The 16884-nt window shown below is 41.6% G+C and carries 16 protein-coding genes and 1 pseudogene; 5 read left to right on the top strand and 12 right to left on the bottom strand.

Going from position 1 to position 16884, the window contains the following annotated elements; genetic code table 11:
• Positions 1-12: 12 nt before the first annotated feature.
• Both trmD and OLM34_RS09440 read right to left on the bottom strand, forming a co-directional pair.
• Complete coding sequence (gene trmD, locus OLM34_RS09445) at positions 13-723, bottom strand: tRNA (guanosine(37)-N1)-methyltransferase TrmD (protein WP_264406920.1); 711 nt, start codon at positions 721-723, stop codon at positions 13-15.
• Between the two features lie 79 nt (positions 724-802).
• On the bottom strand, positions 803-3295 hold the full coding sequence (locus OLM34_RS09440; RefSeq protein ID WP_264406884.1) for a TonB-dependent receptor: 2493 nt from the start codon (positions 3293-3295) through the stop codon (positions 803-805).
• A gap of 258 nt (positions 3296-3553) precedes the next feature.
• On the opposite strand from OLM34_RS09440, the gene OLM34_RS09435 reads away from it, so the two are divergent.
• From OLM34_RS09435 to OLM34_RS09420, 4 genes are all read left to right on the top strand, one after another.
• The gene (locus OLM34_RS09435) at positions 3554-6214 is read left to right on the top strand and encodes a transglutaminase domain-containing protein (protein ID WP_264406882.1); all 2661 of its coding nucleotides are present in this window, start codon (positions 3554-3556) and stop codon (positions 6212-6214) included.
• A 4-nt stretch (positions 6215-6218) separates the two neighbouring features.
• Positions 6219-6488 carry a lysine exporter LysO family protein gene (locus tag OLM34_RS09430; protein WP_264406880.1) on the top strand — a complete coding sequence of 90 codons (270 nt, stop codon included), beginning with the start codon at positions 6219-6221 and terminating at the stop codon, positions 6486-6488.
• A 6-nt stretch (positions 6489-6494) separates the two neighbouring features.
• The gene (locus tag OLM34_RS09425) at positions 6495-7097 is read left to right on the top strand and encodes a LysO family transporter (protein WP_264406878.1); all 603 of its coding nucleotides are present in this window, start codon (positions 6495-6497) and stop codon (positions 7095-7097) included.
• 90 nt (positions 7098-7187) lie between these two features.
• Complete coding sequence (locus tag OLM34_RS09420) at positions 7188-8321, top strand: metallophosphoesterase (protein ID WP_264406876.1); 1134 nt, start codon at positions 7188-7190, stop codon at positions 8319-8321.
• 27 nt (positions 8322-8348) lie between these two features.
• On the opposite strand, the gene OLM34_RS09415 is transcribed toward OLM34_RS09420, so the two are convergent.
• The 7 genes from OLM34_RS09415 to OLM34_RS09385 form a co-directional block, all read right to left on the bottom strand.
• A complete protein-coding gene (locus OLM34_RS09415) occupies positions 8349-8570 on the bottom strand; it encodes a hypothetical protein (RefSeq protein ID WP_264406875.1) in 222 nt (73 codons plus the stop codon).
• A gap of 166 nt (positions 8571-8736) precedes the next feature.
• Positions 8737-9375: a hypothetical protein gene (locus tag OLM34_RS09410; RefSeq protein ID WP_264406873.1), complete on the bottom strand. Its 639-nt coding sequence runs from the start codon at positions 9373-9375 to the stop codon at positions 8737-8739.
• 17 nt (positions 9376-9392) lie between these two features.
• Positions 9393-9737, bottom strand: coding sequence for a hypothetical protein (locus OLM34_RS09405; protein ID WP_264406871.1), 345 nt, complete (start codon positions 9735-9737; stop codon positions 9393-9395).
• A 156-nt stretch (positions 9738-9893) separates the two neighbouring features.
• Entirely contained in the window at positions 9894-10043 is a 150-nt protein-coding gene (locus OLM34_RS09400; RefSeq protein ID WP_264406870.1) for a hypothetical protein, read from the bottom strand.
• A 152-nt stretch (positions 10044-10195) separates the two neighbouring features.
• Positions 10196-11887 carry a hypothetical protein gene (locus tag OLM34_RS09395; RefSeq protein ID WP_264406869.1) on the bottom strand — a complete coding sequence of 564 codons (1692 nt, stop codon included), beginning with the start codon at positions 11885-11887 and terminating at the stop codon, positions 10196-10198.
• A gap of 216 nt (positions 11888-12103) precedes the next feature.
• On the bottom strand, positions 12104-13396 hold the full coding sequence (locus OLM34_RS09390; protein WP_264406868.1) for a UDP-N-acetylmuramoyl-tripeptide--D-alanyl-D-alanine ligase: 1293 nt from the start codon (positions 13394-13396) through the stop codon (positions 12104-12106).
• A 20-nt stretch (positions 13397-13416) separates the two neighbouring features.
• A complete protein-coding gene (locus OLM34_RS09385; RefSeq protein ID WP_264406867.1) occupies positions 13417-14595 on the bottom strand; it encodes a C1 family peptidase in 1179 nt (392 codons plus the stop codon).
• A gap of 182 nt (positions 14596-14777) precedes the next feature.
• Between OLM34_RS09385 and OLM34_RS09380 the strand changes: the two genes are divergently transcribed.
• Entirely contained in the window at positions 14778-15401 is a 624-nt protein-coding gene (locus OLM34_RS09380) for a ribonuclease H1 domain-containing protein (RefSeq protein ID WP_264406866.1), read from the top strand.
• An 11-nt stretch (positions 15402-15412) separates the two neighbouring features.
• Here the strand turns inward: OLM34_RS09380 and OLM34_RS09375 are convergent, their stop codons facing one another.
• The 3 genes and pseudogenes from OLM34_RS09375 to rnpA form a co-directional block, all read right to left on the bottom strand.
• Positions 15413-16117 carry a TatD family hydrolase gene (locus OLM34_RS09375; RefSeq protein WP_264406865.1) on the bottom strand — a complete coding sequence of 235 codons (705 nt, stop codon included), beginning with the start codon at positions 16115-16117 and terminating at the stop codon, positions 15413-15415.
• Between the two features lie 52 nt (positions 16118-16169).
• Positions 16170-16400, bottom strand: a pseudogene (gene yidD / locus OLM34_RS09370) (membrane protein insertion efficiency factor YidD); the annotation flags it as partial.
• Positions 16394-16801 (bottom strand): ribonuclease P protein component, encoded by a 408-nt coding sequence (gene rnpA, locus OLM34_RS09365; RefSeq protein WP_264406864.1) that lies wholly within the window; start codon positions 16799-16801, stop codon positions 16394-16396. The pseudogene yidD and the gene rnpA, both read right to left, overlap by 7 nt.
• Positions 16802-16884 lie beyond the last annotated feature (83 nt).

The raw sequence follows: 16884 nt of genomic DNA, 5'->3' as shown, positions 1-16884 counted from the left end.
ATTTAAAATTTTTTACACTCCCTGTTTCTCACTCTCGGCGTCGTTTCCCTTTTCCAGTAGATCGGGGCGCAACCGCTTGGTACGCTCCACTGCCTGTTCCATACGCCATTCGGCAATTTTTCGTTCGTGTCCCGAAAGAAGAATTTCGGGCACTTTCCATCCTTTATACTCTGCCGGACGAGTGTAAACAGGCGGAGCAAGAAGATGATCCTGAAACGAATCGGACAAGGCCGATTGTTCATCGCCAAGCACCCCCGGTATAACCCGCACCACGGCATCGGCAATCATGGCCGCAACCAATTCGCCGCCGGTAAGCACAAAATCGCCGATGGAAATTTCCCGTGTGATCAAATGCTCACGCACCCGATAATCGATGCCTTTGTAATGACCGCAAAGGATAATGATGTTCTGCATCAGCGACAATTCGTTTGCCATCCGCTGAGTAAACGGTTCGCCATCGGGAGAAGTATAAATCACTTCATCGTAGTGGCGCTGCGACTTCAGGTGCGAAATTGCTCGATCAATCGGCTCGATCTGCAAAACCATCCCGGCCTCGCCTCCAAAGGGATAATCGTCCACACGACGATGCTTATCGGTGGAATAGTCGCGCAAATTGTGTATGACAATTTCAACCAACCCTTTATCCTGAGCTCGTTTCAAAATGGAACAATGTAATGCTCCATCGATAATTTCGGGCAAAACCGTAATGATATCTATCCGCATGTTTGTGATGCCTCTTGGAGTAATTTTATTCCAAAAATACACATTTTCGGCGTAATTCCCCGTAAAAAAGGTGCCGGCATCAATTTCCGCTGCCGGTACTGCCGCTTGTCCCTGTCTGAGAATTGCTTTCTCCGGCTTTCACATCATCGTTGCTAATGGTCCGTTGCACTTTTTTGATGGAAGTTTTCAAATCGCCAAAGCGATACGTTACACTCAAACGAAAGGAACGCATGGGTTGCATAAATGAACTTTTCTGCATAAAACCTTCCCCTTTGGTTGTTGAACTAAATTCAACAAACTCGGCAAAAGGATTGCTTGCAGAAAGGTTGACGTCGAGTTTTTTGTTGAGGAAACTCTTCATCACATTAAACGAGTAAAAATAAAATGCCGACTGGGAAGTTTGCAACTGCACGCGTCCTGAAAAAATACCGCCATTGGCCCCCACACGAAAATCCTTGGGGAAAGTTAACATCAATCCGCCAAATCCTTGACCGGAAAAGCCATTGTTCTTTAATTGATTATCAGTCGTACTCCGAATATCGGTATAGTTTACATTGGCATTGGCATATAAACGAATAATTGCCGAGGGAGTCCAACTGCCATACAGATTCAAGCCGAGATTCTGATTTTTACCTATATTGTCATACGTATTATGGGTCACGCCGTCTTTTATGAAACTATAGTATGAAATGGCATTTTTTGTAAAAGAATAATTGAGCGACGCATTGAGGTTCACTTTTTGAGAGAACGAGCCGAAATTGATATTGAAACTATGGCTCTGTTCCGCATCCAGTTTGGGATTTCCGTAACTGATATTTGTCGGGTTAAGATCGTTGACATAGGGATTGAGGTACCAGATACCCGGGCGCGAAATGCGCATGTTATATCCTACCCTGAGGGTTTGAGTCATCCCGAGCTGATAGGAAAAGGTAAGCGAGGGGACCAAATCAAAAAAATGAGTTTGAATCGTGGTATCTTTTGCACTAATAAAATGAATATCCTGATCGGTATATTCACCCCGTAAACCTGTTTTTACGCCAATTTTTCCGGTTTTAAAGCTATACCCGGCATACCCCGAAACAATATGCTGATCATGATCGAGATCATTCTTACGCGACAAATCCACTTTCCACGTATTGTCCTCAACATCAAAATACGTATTATCACTCTCACTCGTATTTTGTCTGAAAATATATTTCAACCCCGTTTCAACACTATGTTGATTCGTAAGGGGATTCACATAGTCAATTTGTCCGGTATGCTCCTTTCCACCGGCATCGTTTATACTCTTTCGACGATAACCTTCAGGATAGAAATAATCTCCGGTTACATTCGTAAACAGATTTTCGTATTCGCCGTCATTCGGGTTTTGTTGAAAACGATACGAAAGCGTCAACATCTCTCCCTTCTTTTTGAAATTCCGCTGATAATCGGCTGATAATTCAACTCCTCCATATTTCTGTTTAGAAAATGAATGAGCAAGATAACTGTAATTTTGAGCCCCTTTTGACAGTGCATTTTGCAAACCGGTGGAAGAGAAATCCCCTCCGAAACGCGATACCGATAAATTGAACAAATTCAACGTATCGGGCTCATAACTCAATGCGCCGCTGAAAAACAAACCACCGCCATCGCTTTTATTGGTGCCATCCTGAGTAAGTACATTTTCAGGGTTCGGTGTAAAATCTTCCCGTATGTAGTTCGATTCCGATTCCGGTCTGCTGTGATGATAATAACTGGCATTGCCGGTAAATCCGAATTTCCCGTACTTTAAGGCCAGATAGGTATTGCCACCATATCCGCCATACGTATCGCCATTGGCTCCCACCGAGCCGGAGTAACCGTCGTCTACTCGCTTGTCGGTGATAATATTGATGATGCCTCCCACTCCCTCTGCATCGTATTTTGCACCCGGATCGGTAATTACTTCGATGTCTTTTATACTGTTTGCAGGCATGCTCTTGAGTACCTGCGAAGGATTGTTCGTAATCATGTTCGACGGTTTGCCGTTGAGATAAATCTTAAAATTGGTCGATCCTTTCAACTGAATTTTATCTTCTCCATCAACCGTCACCATCGGCACTTTTCTCAGCAAATCGAGCACACTGGATGTTGATGCCTCAGGGTCGTCTTTGGCACTGTATGTAAGTTTATCGATCTCAACCTTTACCAAAGGACGTTGGGCAACAACACTGACCTCATCGAGCTGTGTAGAACTTTCCGAGAGAACTATCTTGCCCAAATCAGCTGGCATACGAGCAGATACGTCCACATACTTTTTCAACGGATTCATGCCCACAAACTGAAAAGTAAACACGTATTTCCCCGCCGGAAGAGAAACCGAAAAATTTCCCTTCTCGTCGGCGGCCAATTTTTTAACGACTTTTTCTGAAGCACCTTCCTTTGAGATGGATATAGTGGCGTAAGGAAGTGGGTCGTCTTCATCGGGACCCGCCAATTGTCCTCTCACCGTAACTTGTTCTTTCGCTGCACCGGAAGAAGAAACTGAAGTTTGAGCAAACAACGTAATTGATGTAAAACAACACAACAAAAAGAAAAGTAATCGTTTCATAAAAGTAAGAGTTAGTGGGTTTATTCCTTCGTTAAATCACGGCCAAAAATAATCAAAATAACAGAGCCGATAATTCATAAACCAATTGAAATAGATGATTATTACAAAATCTTAGTATTGACATTGACGTTTTGATTATTTTTCACATGAAATCATGGATTATAAAGCATAAAATAGCATTCGATTTTCATTGTCTGTTCATAAATTGAAAATTATCATGTAAATTTGTGTTTTAAGAACCACATTAAAATGTAAATCATGACAAAAAATAGACTGGCTATATTTATTGTCTTTTCTCTTATGATGGCGGGCTGCAATAACAACCAACCGCATTTCATTTCGGATGCCGATTATCGGCAAAGGGTCGAAAAAGACCTCTCCGAAAAAATGGAGGCCATCGGCAACGCCGGTATTTTCCCCGATTTCTCCGATAAAAAGTATTCGCTTCGCGAACGGGAGGCAATGAAATTTTTCTATGCTTACATGCCCTTGAGCGACATCGCCGACTATTCCCCCGAATTTTATCTGAATAATATTCGTCAATCATTCAAGGTGCAGGAAGAAATGCCTTGGGGAAAAGACATTCCGGAAGATGTGTTTCGTCATTTCGTACTACCCATCCGGGTTAACAACGAAAATATGGACTCGTCACGCATGGTCTTTTACAAGGAATTGAAAGAGCGGGTTCGCAATCTTCCCATGTATGATGCCATTCTCGAGGTGAATCACTGGTGTCACGAAAAAGTGACCTACCAACCTACCGATGCACGTACAAGTTCGCCTTTGTCAACAGTACGCACGGCATATGGCCGTTGCGGCGAAGAATCTACGTTTACTGTGGCTGCACTTCGCGCTGTTGGAATTCCTGCCCGCCAGGTTTACACTCCCCGATGGGCACACACCGACAACAACCATGCTTGGGTAGAAGCATGGGCCGACGGCAAATGGTATTATCTGGGAGCATGCGAACCCGCCCCCGTTCTCGATATGGGATGGTTTGATGCTCCGGTAAAACGTGCCCTTCTTTTACACACCAAAGTATTCGGCCGATATACAGGTCCCGAAGATATTATGCAACAAACCCACGCTTACGCTGAAATAAACGTCACTTCAAACTATGTGGATACAGCCAAAACCACTATTCGAGTGGTGGATTCTGATGGAACGCCGGTTGCCGATGCTCATGTGGAATTTGGTATTTATAACTATGCCGAATTTTATCCGGTTCTCTCCACGCAAACCAACGAAAACGGCGAAGCTTCCATTTCTACCGGCTTGGGCGACTTGTCGGTTTGGGCATACAAAGACGGGAAAATGGCATTAGAAATCGTATCGGCAGGGAAACAAGACCTTTACACCATTGCTTTGCAATTCAAGGAAGGAGACGAATTTGTACAAGAGTTCGATATTGTTCCTCCTCCCGAGGTAAAACCGGAAAACAACGTTTCGCAAGAAGCAATCGAAGCCAACAACAAACGCCTTGCCCGTGAAGATTCCATCCGCAATGCCTATATTGCCACTTTTATTTCGCATGACGATGCCGTAGCTTTTGCCAAACAAATCGATGCTGACACCACGTTAACGGCAACATTCCTGACAAAAAGCCGCGGTAATTGGCGCGAAATCCAAACCTTTCTGACCGATGCGTCGAAAAACGGCAATGTAGCTATAGCATTGAAACTTCTGGAGGTGATTGCCGAAAAAGATCTTCGCGACACCCCTGCTTCGGTGCTGAAAGATCACCTCGATAACGTGACTCCGGAAAATTCAGATATCTTTTATCGTTATGTTTTGAATCCCCGTATCGATAACGAATTGATTACTCCCTACCGGGGATGGCTGCAACAACATATCCCTGCAGAAATAAAAGAAAAAGCCGCCGCAGACCCCGCATCGCTGGTGGAATGGGTAAACCGGATAAAAACTGCCGACGAATTCAATCCCCAATACATCCCCATTTCGCCGATAGGTGTCATGGAACTCGGCATGGCCGACTCAAGATCGAAAAATATCTTTTTCGTTGCCGTTTGCCGTAGTTTAGATATTCCCGCCCGACTGGAAGAAATTACCGGAGCACTTCAATATCACCACAATAAACAGTGGCACGAGGTGAATTTTGATGCCGGCGAAGCAAAGACTGCTGCTCCAAAAGGCTTTTTGCAGCTCAACTACACTCCCTCTCAAGCATTGAAAAATCCGCTGTACGATACCCATTTCACTATCGCCAAAATTGCAGGTGGCAGTATGCACCGCCTGAATTTCCGCAATACGGAAGGCGCAGAATCGACCGTAAGCTTGCAAAGCTTTTTTCAACGACCTGTGGCCATTGAAGAAGGCTACTACATGCTTATCACCGGGACACGCATGGCAAGCGGAAAAGTTCTTGCACGCATTACAACTTTCAACATTAAAGAAGGAAAAACCACACCCGTGGATTTGATTTTACGCAAAGACGATCAAGATATCCAGGTTATCGGCGAAATGGATCCCGAAGCCTTGTTTTTTCCGGAAAACAAATCCAAACCACAATCGATTCTTGCTACTACCGGCCGAGGGTATTTCATCGTGGGGATTCTGGGTTACGGTCAAGAACCTTCTACCCATTTTCTGCGAGACCTTGCACGACTGAGAGCCGATTTCGAAAGCTGGAACAGGAGCATTATTCTTTTATTTCCGAACGAAGACCAATGGAAGCGGTTCGATAAAGCCGATTTTGCGGAATTGCCTACAACCCTTACTTTCGGCATCGATAAAGACGGCAGCATTACCAATCAACTGGTAAAGAACTTGAATTTGGCATCGGCTAACAATCTACCTATCGTAGTTATAGCCGACACATTTGGCAGGGTTGTTTACGTTTCACAAGGGTATAAAATCGGGATTGGCGACGAACTGATCCAAATCATAAAGAGGCTGTGAAGCTATGCTCCCTATTATTCTTGCGATAGTGTCCGGCATAGCCATAGGGTATCTTGTCCGAAACGTTCCTGCTATACGATACACCGGGAAAATCATCGGAATCCTTATCGCGTTGCTGCTGTTTTCCCTGGGTTTATCCGTCGGGACAAACGAACAAGTGATCACTAATTTTCGCTTCATCGGACTGGACGCTTTTATGATCGCTACAGCATCAACGCTGGGAAGTGTACTCTGTGCAGCTTGGGTGTATCGAAAATTCTTCCGAAAAAAATAAAGAATCATGAGGGATTCCCTGATTTATTTGCTTGTCTTTGCTTTGGGCATCGTGCTTGCCCTTGTGGGATGGGTACCCGAATTGTTTCTCCCGGACGATATGGCAAAAGGCATACTATACCTTCTTTTGTTTTTCGTAGGAATCCAAATCGGATCGAGCAAACATCTCTTTTCCGTGGTTAAATCGCTTGGTTTTAAAATCGTACTGGTTCCCGCAGCCACTACCATCGGAACATTTGCTGCCGTCATATCGGTGAGCTATCTTCTGCCCCACCGCTCGCTCACCGATTGCCTTTGCGTAGGATCGGGCTTCGCATACTATTCGCTGTCGAGCATCCTCATTTCGGAATATCGCGGAGCTGAATTGGGGACGGTTGCCCTGTTGGCCAATATTATTCGCGAATTCTTTGTGCTTGTGTTTGCCCCGTGGATGGTGAAGTATTTCGGCAAATTGGCACCGATTTGCGCCGGCGGTGCTACCACAATGGATACCACCTTGCCTATCATCACAAAATATTCGGGAACGGACTATGTAGTCGTAGCTCTTTTTCATGGGATGATTATCGATTTTTCCGTTCCCTTGTGGGTGAGTTTTTTCCTCTCCTTATGAAAATGATCGGTTTCTCGATAAAATCCAACGTGTGCAAAACATTTTGCAAGTTAAAAATGTTTCTTTCAATATAGAAAGATAGTATAAAGCATGAAGGTATTCATCAATGTATTAATCATCTATCTTACTTTAAATATTTATGCTTTTTGGAGAGGATGGAAAACGCTGGCCAATCGGGGAAAATGGCGTATCCTCTTCATTGCAGTATTCGGTGTTGAATTTATCCTGTATGTTGCCGGTTTAATCTTCCGGAACCAACTTCCTTATGCCTTTGTGCATTTTACCCGCACAATGGGTACCACCTGGATGCTCTTCCTTTTTTACATCATCCCATTGGTATGGATTTCCGACTTGATTTTTTACCTCAGAAAAAAGAAAATACCCCCTGATCGGTATCTCCCCGAAAAGGAAAATAAATATAAAGCGCGCACCTTTATATTAATTTTGCTGCTGGTTGCGGCAATGCTTGGGTGGGGAAATTACAACTTCAACCATCCGATGGTGGAAGAAGTAAACATTGCCGTGAACAAAAGTGCAAGAAATATTGACTCGTTGCATATCGTAATGGTAGGTGATGTTCATCTCGGATATTTGATCGACAAAAAATACGCAAAAAAATATGTCGATTTGATCATGGCTCAGCATCCCGACCTTATTCTTTTCGTTGGCGATATCATCGATGCTGAAATCGCACCCATCCTTCAACAACATATGGAGGAAGAATTGCGCCAACTGCATGCGCCATTGGGAGTATATTCATGCCCGGGAAATCATGAGTATCGGTACGAAGCAGAAGAAAAAATGGCATGGCTCAACAATGTGGCGGGTATCACGATATTGAGAGATTCGGCCGTGCTCATCGACAGCGCATTTTACATTGTCGGAAGGGAAGATTACAAGGCACCTCAGCGTAAACCATTAAAACAGATTCTTCTGGAACAGCAGGTAAACACAGCACTCCCCATAATTGTATTAAGACACAATCCCAGGGACCTAAATGAAGAAATCTGTGCCGGTGCAGATATCGCTTTGTACGGACATACACACCGCGGCCAATCGTTTCCCGGCAATTTGATTACCGATCTCATTTTTGAAGTCTCTCACGGATATAAAAAGAAAGGGAGCACTCACGTATTCGTTACGTCGGGACTCGGACTTGCCGGGTCGCAACACCGCATCGGCACCCAATCGGAAATAGTGGTACTAAACGTAAAATTTGAGTGAAGATATGGGTAATTGGTAATGATCTGTCTAGAATCTCTTGATTTCATCATCGCCGGCATTTATTCCCTTGTATTTGCTTTTTGCCGTATTAAAATTGTAGCAGATGGTCAACTCAATCTCGCGACTGTCAAAACGGTTTACTTGATATAATTGCATCTGGTGGTTGTAAAGCAGGTTTCTGTGCGTCAATACGCTGTCTTTACTTATGGCTTCTTTCAGATTTGCAGTCGCCCGCAACACCCTTGCCATTCATTAACACTTCCTTCTAACTCGGCGTGTACAAGAATTTGCATGTTGCCGGTAGTAATATATGCCCGACATACCAAATAGTGTTGTCCGAATTTCTCGAACAACACTATTAGAATATTACAATTTTGCAGTTTTTTATTATACACTGAAAAAGAGAGAAACTATTTTAGAATATATATCCAACTCTTAAAGCTGCTAAATGGTGACTGGCTGAACTCTTTACAACTTTATCTACCTGAATAAATTTCGCTTTACCTGAAAATCTTTCTAAGCAGTACGCTAAAGACACAGAGAAATATTGTCTATTATTTGTAGGTAAGAGAACACCCATTGATGGGGAGAAAAAAAATCCCCCTTTCAAATTACTCTGTACATCCACTACTCCTTGATGTTCAGGGAAAAGTCTGGATGATTTCCAAGAGTAATCTCTATTCAAAAATGAGTACCCTAGCTTACATTCAACAAATGGCGTCGTTTTGTTTACTTTGAATTTATACGTTGTATTGACGTAAAGAGGGATTGACACAAGTTTTTTATCTCTATATTCAATAGAACCAACGTCATTGATTAATTCAAGGGATTTAAATAATTTTGCACCTGTGCCGATGCCCACAGTGGCATTTTCTCCTATTTTATAGGATGGGGTTACAAAAAAACTGAATCCGCCCACGTTATCTCCTTTTTTAGTAATTTCAGTAGAGTATTCCAGTTCTAAATGAACTCCTATTTTATTCATTTCTTGAGAGAAAGTGTTAGAAAAAACAAGAGTAAATAAAATAATTATGCTAAAAAGATTTTTTTTCATGTTACAACAGCGTGTTTTTATAGATTATTCCAATAATCAGTTATATATTGACTTCCATATTTGAAACCGTAAGGGACTACTGCCTTCTTTAATAAACCACTAAGACTTTCCCAAAATCCATCTCCGTTTGTAATCGGTGACTTTGAACGTGTCAAAAGAGCGACAGAAGTTTCGTTATTTCTTACCTTTTCAACAGCTTCCCAAAAAGCCGCTTCGTTATCAAACGAAAGAACACCCCCAGATTGTGCTACAATAGTTTGTCCCTCATCGGGTATCGCGATCTGTTTTTCCTCCAGTTCATTATTACAAGAGGACAGTAGTATGCAAGTTAATGCCAGCACTGTAAAAAATTTAGTTTTCATAATTTTAATTTTTAGTGTTCCTTATTCCTATAGTAATTTCAGGAATTCAGATCCATGAATAAATATATTTGTTAGTAATGCGAATCAACATTTCACCTTGCATCAACTTCACAACTATAATGGTTGAATGATCATATATTCCATAAACATTTTGTCTTATCGTTTCATGGGAACAATATATACTCGATAGTAACCTGTTTGATAGTTTGGATTTAAATTTTGGGAACCATTAATATAGGTATCGCCCATAACGGTATTATCTCCAAAATTTAGATAACCTCGTCCTGTAATCTCCACCCATGACATTCCTTTTAACTTGTTTTTCACAAACAAAGTAAAAGGAATTCCCGATGCGTGTCAATACCCCGGAACAATTCTTACCTGTTTTTAAGCCTTAAAACACTGAATATATGCATAAGTAACCAAATCGATTCTTACCTCGAAAAGCGCCGAAAAAGCTACTTGAAAAGCGATATCAGGTTGTCGAAATGATCGAAAGAAGACTTATTTTCCATAATTTTCTTTTTCAGGTATGATTTTTTGGACTTGAGGTTAGCAGGCGTCGTATGCAGCAATGAAGCTATCTGCACAGTATCGGTTTTCATGGCAAGCATGATGAGGAGAAGACGATCGGTTTCGCTTAGCAGTTCCAATCCTTGATGTACATCCAAAATATCTTCGAATATCTGAGAAGAAAACAGTTCGTTCGAAAGGGTGTTAAACTGTTCTTGGCCCTGCTTCAATATTTCGTGATATTCATCTGCCAGTTTAAGATTTCTATCGCCTCTGATTTTCATTTCGAATGTTTTCAACTGATATTGTTGATCGGCATATTGTTTCAGGAAAGCGCCATAAATGTCCAATACATTTTTTTGCTGATCGGTTTGTTTTCGCAACAACAAGGCTTCGGTTTCGGCCATTTTTGTTTCTATTTGCAATTTCGCGTTTCGCAATACTGCCATCGTTTGGCGCTTGCGAAAAAATAGGATCAATCCTGTTATAAATAAAACAAGGACAAACAACAAAGCCGAGAGCAACGTAACATTGTTTTGTGCTTTCAAGGCTTTGGTTTCGACTTTGGCTAAATCGTAACGTTTTTCCAGTTCCAGAATTTTTGTATTTGTTTGCTCGTCCACCGAATGTTCGTAAGCCTCAAACATCTTTTGCCGAAGGGAATCGGCCGATCTGTAATTTTCTTGTGCGGCGGCAATATCGGCAACATTTTTATACAAAAGATAATTGAGACGGTAGCCGGAGTCGGATATGGATGCAATGGCCTGCAAACCGTAATACATTGCACTATCGAGTTTGTTCCCGCTTTTATATCTATCGGACAGAGAATAATAGGTTCGAAAATTATCTACTTTTCCTTTTTGTAACGGCAGCAAATCAATCATGTCTTTTTCACACTGCAGGGACTTCTCGTGTTCTCCCTGAGTATCGTAATATACCGATTGCATGTTCAATATAGTAAAGTCGATGTCGGGAACACGGTTTTTGAAATGGAGCAACGTATCCAAATATAATTCTCCGGTTTCATATCGATCTTGCGTCATTTCATTCCAAAACAATTCGGAATACGCATCAAAAATATGTCTTTGCGAATTTTCCTTTTTGGCATAATCGAGTGCTCTGTAGTAATATTTCCGGGCCAACTCATGATTGCCGTTCTGGTAATGAAGGCTTCCCAAATAATAATAAAGCAGGTAGCCGATTGAAGGATTTTGGTCTTTCGATTTATCGAACAATTCCTTGGCATGTATCAGCGGAACATAAACCGTACTGTCAGTTACTCCCAAGCGCATACAAACGATACCCCGATATACAAGTGATCGGATATGGTTTTCGCTTCCGGATTCGTGGTGATCATAATATCTGACAGTAGTTGCAATCAGCGAATCGGAGGTAAAATCGGCAAAAGATTTATCCTCTGCAATTGTTTTCAATAAACCGTAATATGTCCGATTCCTCGCATCGAGTACTTTGGGATTTATTAATTCCAGACTGTCGATAATCGTTTCGGGGCATTCATCCAACAAAACATTCCATCTAGTCAGTCTTGCATGCATTCTATCGTTTCCCTGTTTATGACAGGCAACAAGAAGAAACGCAATCCCCAATACGAAAATATATAAAATGCCCTGCCTCATTATTATGATGAACAACACAACAAAGTTGGGATGTTTTTCCGAAAGAGTCTCCAACCAACATCTAATATTTGTCTAACTAATATAACCAAAACAGCTGAATTACGAATATTTAACTGCAAATCATTCAGGTACAACAATTGGTGGGACGTGATAAAAAGTGTTCCGAAACGGAAGCCTCTATCAATAATCTGATTAGGAAAAAATGCTGTGCCATTTCTATAAATACGGAATTGCTTTTTCAAGGTGTACGGCATGCGATCCTTTGAGCAAGACATAATGGCCTTCGAGAGGATGTTTTCCCAATTCGTCAATCAATTCTTCCACTGTATTGAAAACGGGGAAAGGGGAATCCGATTCGTTAAAAGCTTCACCGACCAGGTATACTTTGGAAAACGACTGCTCGACAATAAATCTCAACAGGTCGGCATGCTCTTCCTTGGTAATATCGCCCAATTCCTTCATTTCCCCAATGATTACGGCTTTCGGTAATGCAGAAGGGATTTTTACAAAAAAATCCAACGCTGCCCTCATACTGGTTGGATTAGCATTATAGGCATCAATGATCAGATCGTTTTTTTGCGTCCGTTCAAACTGCGAACGATTGTTCTTGGGAACATACTCTTCGAGTGCTTTACTAATATATTCGGCATTAATGCCGAAATATTTGCCAACAGCAACCGCCGCCAATGCATTGTCGAAATTGAATGCACCTACCAGTTGTGTTTTCACATGATAGGTATGCTCAAAAAAGTTCCAATCGAATTCCAAAAAAGGGTGGGCCGAATACAGTTTACCGGAAACAAAAAGTTCGGAATTATTCCTCCCATAAAGTATACGATCCATTCCGGAAGACATTTCGCACAACAGAGCATCATCGCTGTTCACAAACACTTTACCTCCATGCTCGCGGATAAAATCATAGAGTTCCCCCTTAGTCTTCTTTATGTTTTCAAATGAGCCAAATCCCTCGATATGGGCTTTCCCGATATTGGTAATCAATCCGAAATCGGGTTCGGCGATATCGCACAGCAACTTTATCTCCCCGGGATGATTTGCTCCCATCTCTACAACGCCTATCTCATGATTTTCGGTCATAGAAAGTAAAGTCAACGGTACGCCAATATGATTATTGAAATTTCCCGGGGTAAAAGCAACATTGAATTCTTTGGAAAGAATGGCAGAAACCAACTCCTTTGTTGTTGTTTTTCCGTTTGTACCGGTGATAGCGATAATGGGAATCTTGAGTTTCCTGCGATGATAGTTTGCCAGTTTTTGCAGCGTATTCAACACATCCTCAACCACAATGATCCGCTTGTCGGCCGGTATCCCTTCCCATTCATCCACTACAGCGTAAGCACAACCCTCATTCAACGCTTTTTCCGCAAACCGGTTACCATTGAAATTCTCTCCTTTCAAAGCAAAAAAGATGGAATCCTTCGGGCAGTTGCGCGAGTCGGTGGTAATAAGAGGATGTTGTTTATAAATAGTATAAAGCTCCGATATTTCCATAACAACTTTTTACGAAAAAACTACAGACCAATTTTTTTCGCAATGGCTGCAGGCAATGCATTTTTATTCACCACAATGTTTGTTGTTTTGTAACGAACAAAAGATTCCGATGCATACCATATTCCGTTGTAAGGGCCGGTAATACCCCACGAATTTTTCACCATGTAATATTTTTTGCCATTCTGATCGTTGGCTATGCCGTAAATCTGCATTCCATGATCGTCAGTGGTTTGAAAATTATCGAAAGCTTCTTGACGCATCTCTTGGGTAATTGTTTTTTCCTTAAGAATTTCTCCTCCGATTTTTTCTCTCAGGGAACTGCTTTTTTCGCGAGATGAAAGCTCAAGCCATTTAGCCTGATCACTACCTGCATTTTCGGGAGCATTTTCATCGGGAACAATGGCGATGCCTAATCGAGAGAAACCCGGCTCGCTGACATCGGAAGCCCATGCTACCGTATACCCGTTCATGATAGCGTTGTCGATTACCGCTATCATATCGTCCAACGGCAAATTGTATGAATCGGCCCAACGCCAATTATCGGGGACCTCTATTGGAAACTTGGAATAAAAAGGATGATGGGAAAAGGAAGTCAGCGATACATAATCACTCGTCTTTAATCCCAACGATTCGGCGAAACTTTGTGGGGTATATTGTTTGCCGTTACAAATAAATGTTTCGGGAACTTCTCCCAAATAGGCATCCAATATTTTTGTGAAACCTTCAAACCATGCAGTTGATAATGTATTGCTCTCGACAAGACTTTTCATATATCCCTTCAATACCTTATCCATTTCGCTATGATTGTGCGACTCGGAGCCGTAATGAAGACCTTGATATAATGAATCGGGAAGGATTCCAAAATCGTCGATAGTTTCAACCACATCGGCAAACGAACCACCGGGACCAAAATTCAGATTTCCATGCAAACGGGCATACTTAATGGCTTTCTCTTCATAATTTTTGCGAACGATGTACATTTCCGACAAGTCATGCCCACCTTTATTCATTCTCAAAAGTTCAGATTCAAGCAATCCGACACCCGAAAAACTCCAACAAGTACCTGTATTGAATTGATTTTTCACCGATGTAATGGGATTCTCTTTTATCACGGTAAACGTGTAAGTAGCGGTTTTTTCTTGTGCATTTAGCAACAATGTCAGCATCAATGCTGTAAGAAGTGAAGCTATTTTATTCATTATTGTGAGATTGATATATTATTTTTCGGTTTCCCTTCATTATAAATAATAGATGTGCACAAAGTTAACGTAAAATGGGATAAGATGGTAGTTTTTTAGGGCGATTAATGGGTAAAAGTCAAAAAAAACGTACCTTTACCCTGCAAAAAAAATCAATATATCCCTTTCTCGGAGGAAATGTAATGGCAAAACAAAAGTTTTATGTGGTGTGGCAAGGTAAAAAACCCGGTATTTATACCTCATGGAAAACATGCGAAGCGCAAGTATCGGGGTTTGAAAACGCTCTTTATAAAGCTTTCGATTCCATGGAGGAAGCCGAAAAAGCATTTCACGACAATCCATGGAAATATTTTAAAACCCACAAGAAAGCATCTCAGAAAGCCTCACTTTCCTCACCCAACATCATCAAAGAAAGCATAGCTGTGGATGCAGCTTGTAGCGGGAATCCGGGAAAAATGGAATATCGCGGGGTTGATGTAGCTACGGGAGAAGAAATTTTCCATCTTGGTCCTCTCGAAGGAGGAACTAACAACATCGGCGAATTTCTGGGGATTGTGCACGCTCTGGCTTTGCTAAAACAACAAAACAGCAAGATTCCTGTCTATTCCGATAGCGTTAATGCGATAAAATGGGTAAAAAACAAGAAATGCAATACAAAGCTAAAGCTTACCCAGAAAAACATGTACATTTTCGAGCTCATTTCACGGGCAGAAAAATGGCTCATCGAAAATGATTACCCCAATCCGGTCATTAAATGGGAAACCGATAAATGGGGTGAAATTCCGGCCGATTTCGGAAGAAAATAAATAAAAAGGAATTAATCATCCTCTTCATCCTCTTCTTCGGGATTATATGGTTTTGGAGGAGGGAGAGTAGGAAATATCCGGTGTACATTTTTCGCTATTTCATTTGCAAAATCTTCCAAATCCCTGTTCAACGTATGAGCAGCCTGTTGATAGATATCCCGAATATCCACCTCATCCTCATCGGTTTCACAGAACAGCGAATTTATTGGAATAAGCGGCAAGGCATCTACGTTGATTTTTTCTCCGACGGAGAAAAGAAACCCTTCGCGAATAAGGCGTTTGGTAAGTTCGGGATTGCCTCTGAAACCGTGAATAATCCACGGTTGGGCAGGATTAGTTTCCCTTCGTACTTTTATCAGCTCCTCCCATGCTTTGACACAATGGATGATCACCGGCTTTTTGAGATTTTCCGACAATTCGATGTGTTTTATAAACACAGGTATTTGCACATCAAAAGAAGGGCCTTTCAGTTTATCAAGACCAGTTTCGCCAATGGCTACAATTCGTGGATCGGGAGCTATCTCGATAAGATATTTCATCTGATTGTCACTATCTTCGGAATACCAAGGATGTATTCCGCACGAAAAAGCATGGCGTTGGTACGTTTCTTTTGCTACTTCAAATTCTAAAGGATATACATCGAGGATACACGAGTGATAGGGATCGTCATTATCCTCTAAAAATACCTGATGAGTGTGTATGTCGTATAATTCCATAGTTAAAGTTCTTATGCTTCCGGTCTGTCTTTTTATCCTTTGGAGTAGGATCAGGTACGGGATCATAACCCGAACCGCCCCAAGGGTTGCAACTTAAAATACGTTTTGCCGACAGATAAGAACCTTTGAAAGGTCCATGTTTCTTTAATGCTTCTATCGTGTACTGAGAACAGGTGGGTGTGTAACGACAACTGGGAGGGGTAAGCGGAGAAATAGCATACCGGTAAAAATAAACCGGTATCAACAAAATCTTCACCACGATGTTCTTTATTAATTTCAACATTTCTCTCTCTCCTTCAATTGCTTTTCTATCTCTTTCAATGCTTTACGCACACTCCTTTCTATTGTTTCATAATCCGACATTTCATTTTTCAGATAAACAAATGCGATCTCGAGCATTTGATTCTCATTTAAACAACTTCTATCGAAAGCATATTTATTTAGTCGGTATGCTTCTCGTATCAACCGCCTTATTCGGTTTCGAGCCACTGCCGATTTAATTTTTTTCTTGGGAACACTCACAAAGATCGATACTTGTGTGGACGTTACCCGCGGTTGTTCTATAAACACTACCCGTAACGGATATGAAACAAAGGATCGGCCATTTACAAAAAGATATTCAATCTGTTTAGAGCCCCTTATCCGTTCGTCTTTTTTTAAAGTAAAACGCTGCCCTTTGTCCATCAATAAAAAGCATTCCTCCGAAAGCAATTATTGCAACAAAGATAATAGTTTTTATAATTTTTCAATACGCTTTCGGGACAAAT

It is taken from the genome of Anaerorudis cellulosivorans (assembly GCF_025943985.1).
Classification (GTDB): Bacteria; Bacteroidota; Bacteroidia; order Bacteroidales; family Dysgonomonadaceae; genus Anaerorudis; species Anaerorudis cellulosivorans.
Note: the sequence above shows the minus strand (reverse complement) of the source record. Positions and strands in the feature narration are given on the sequence as shown.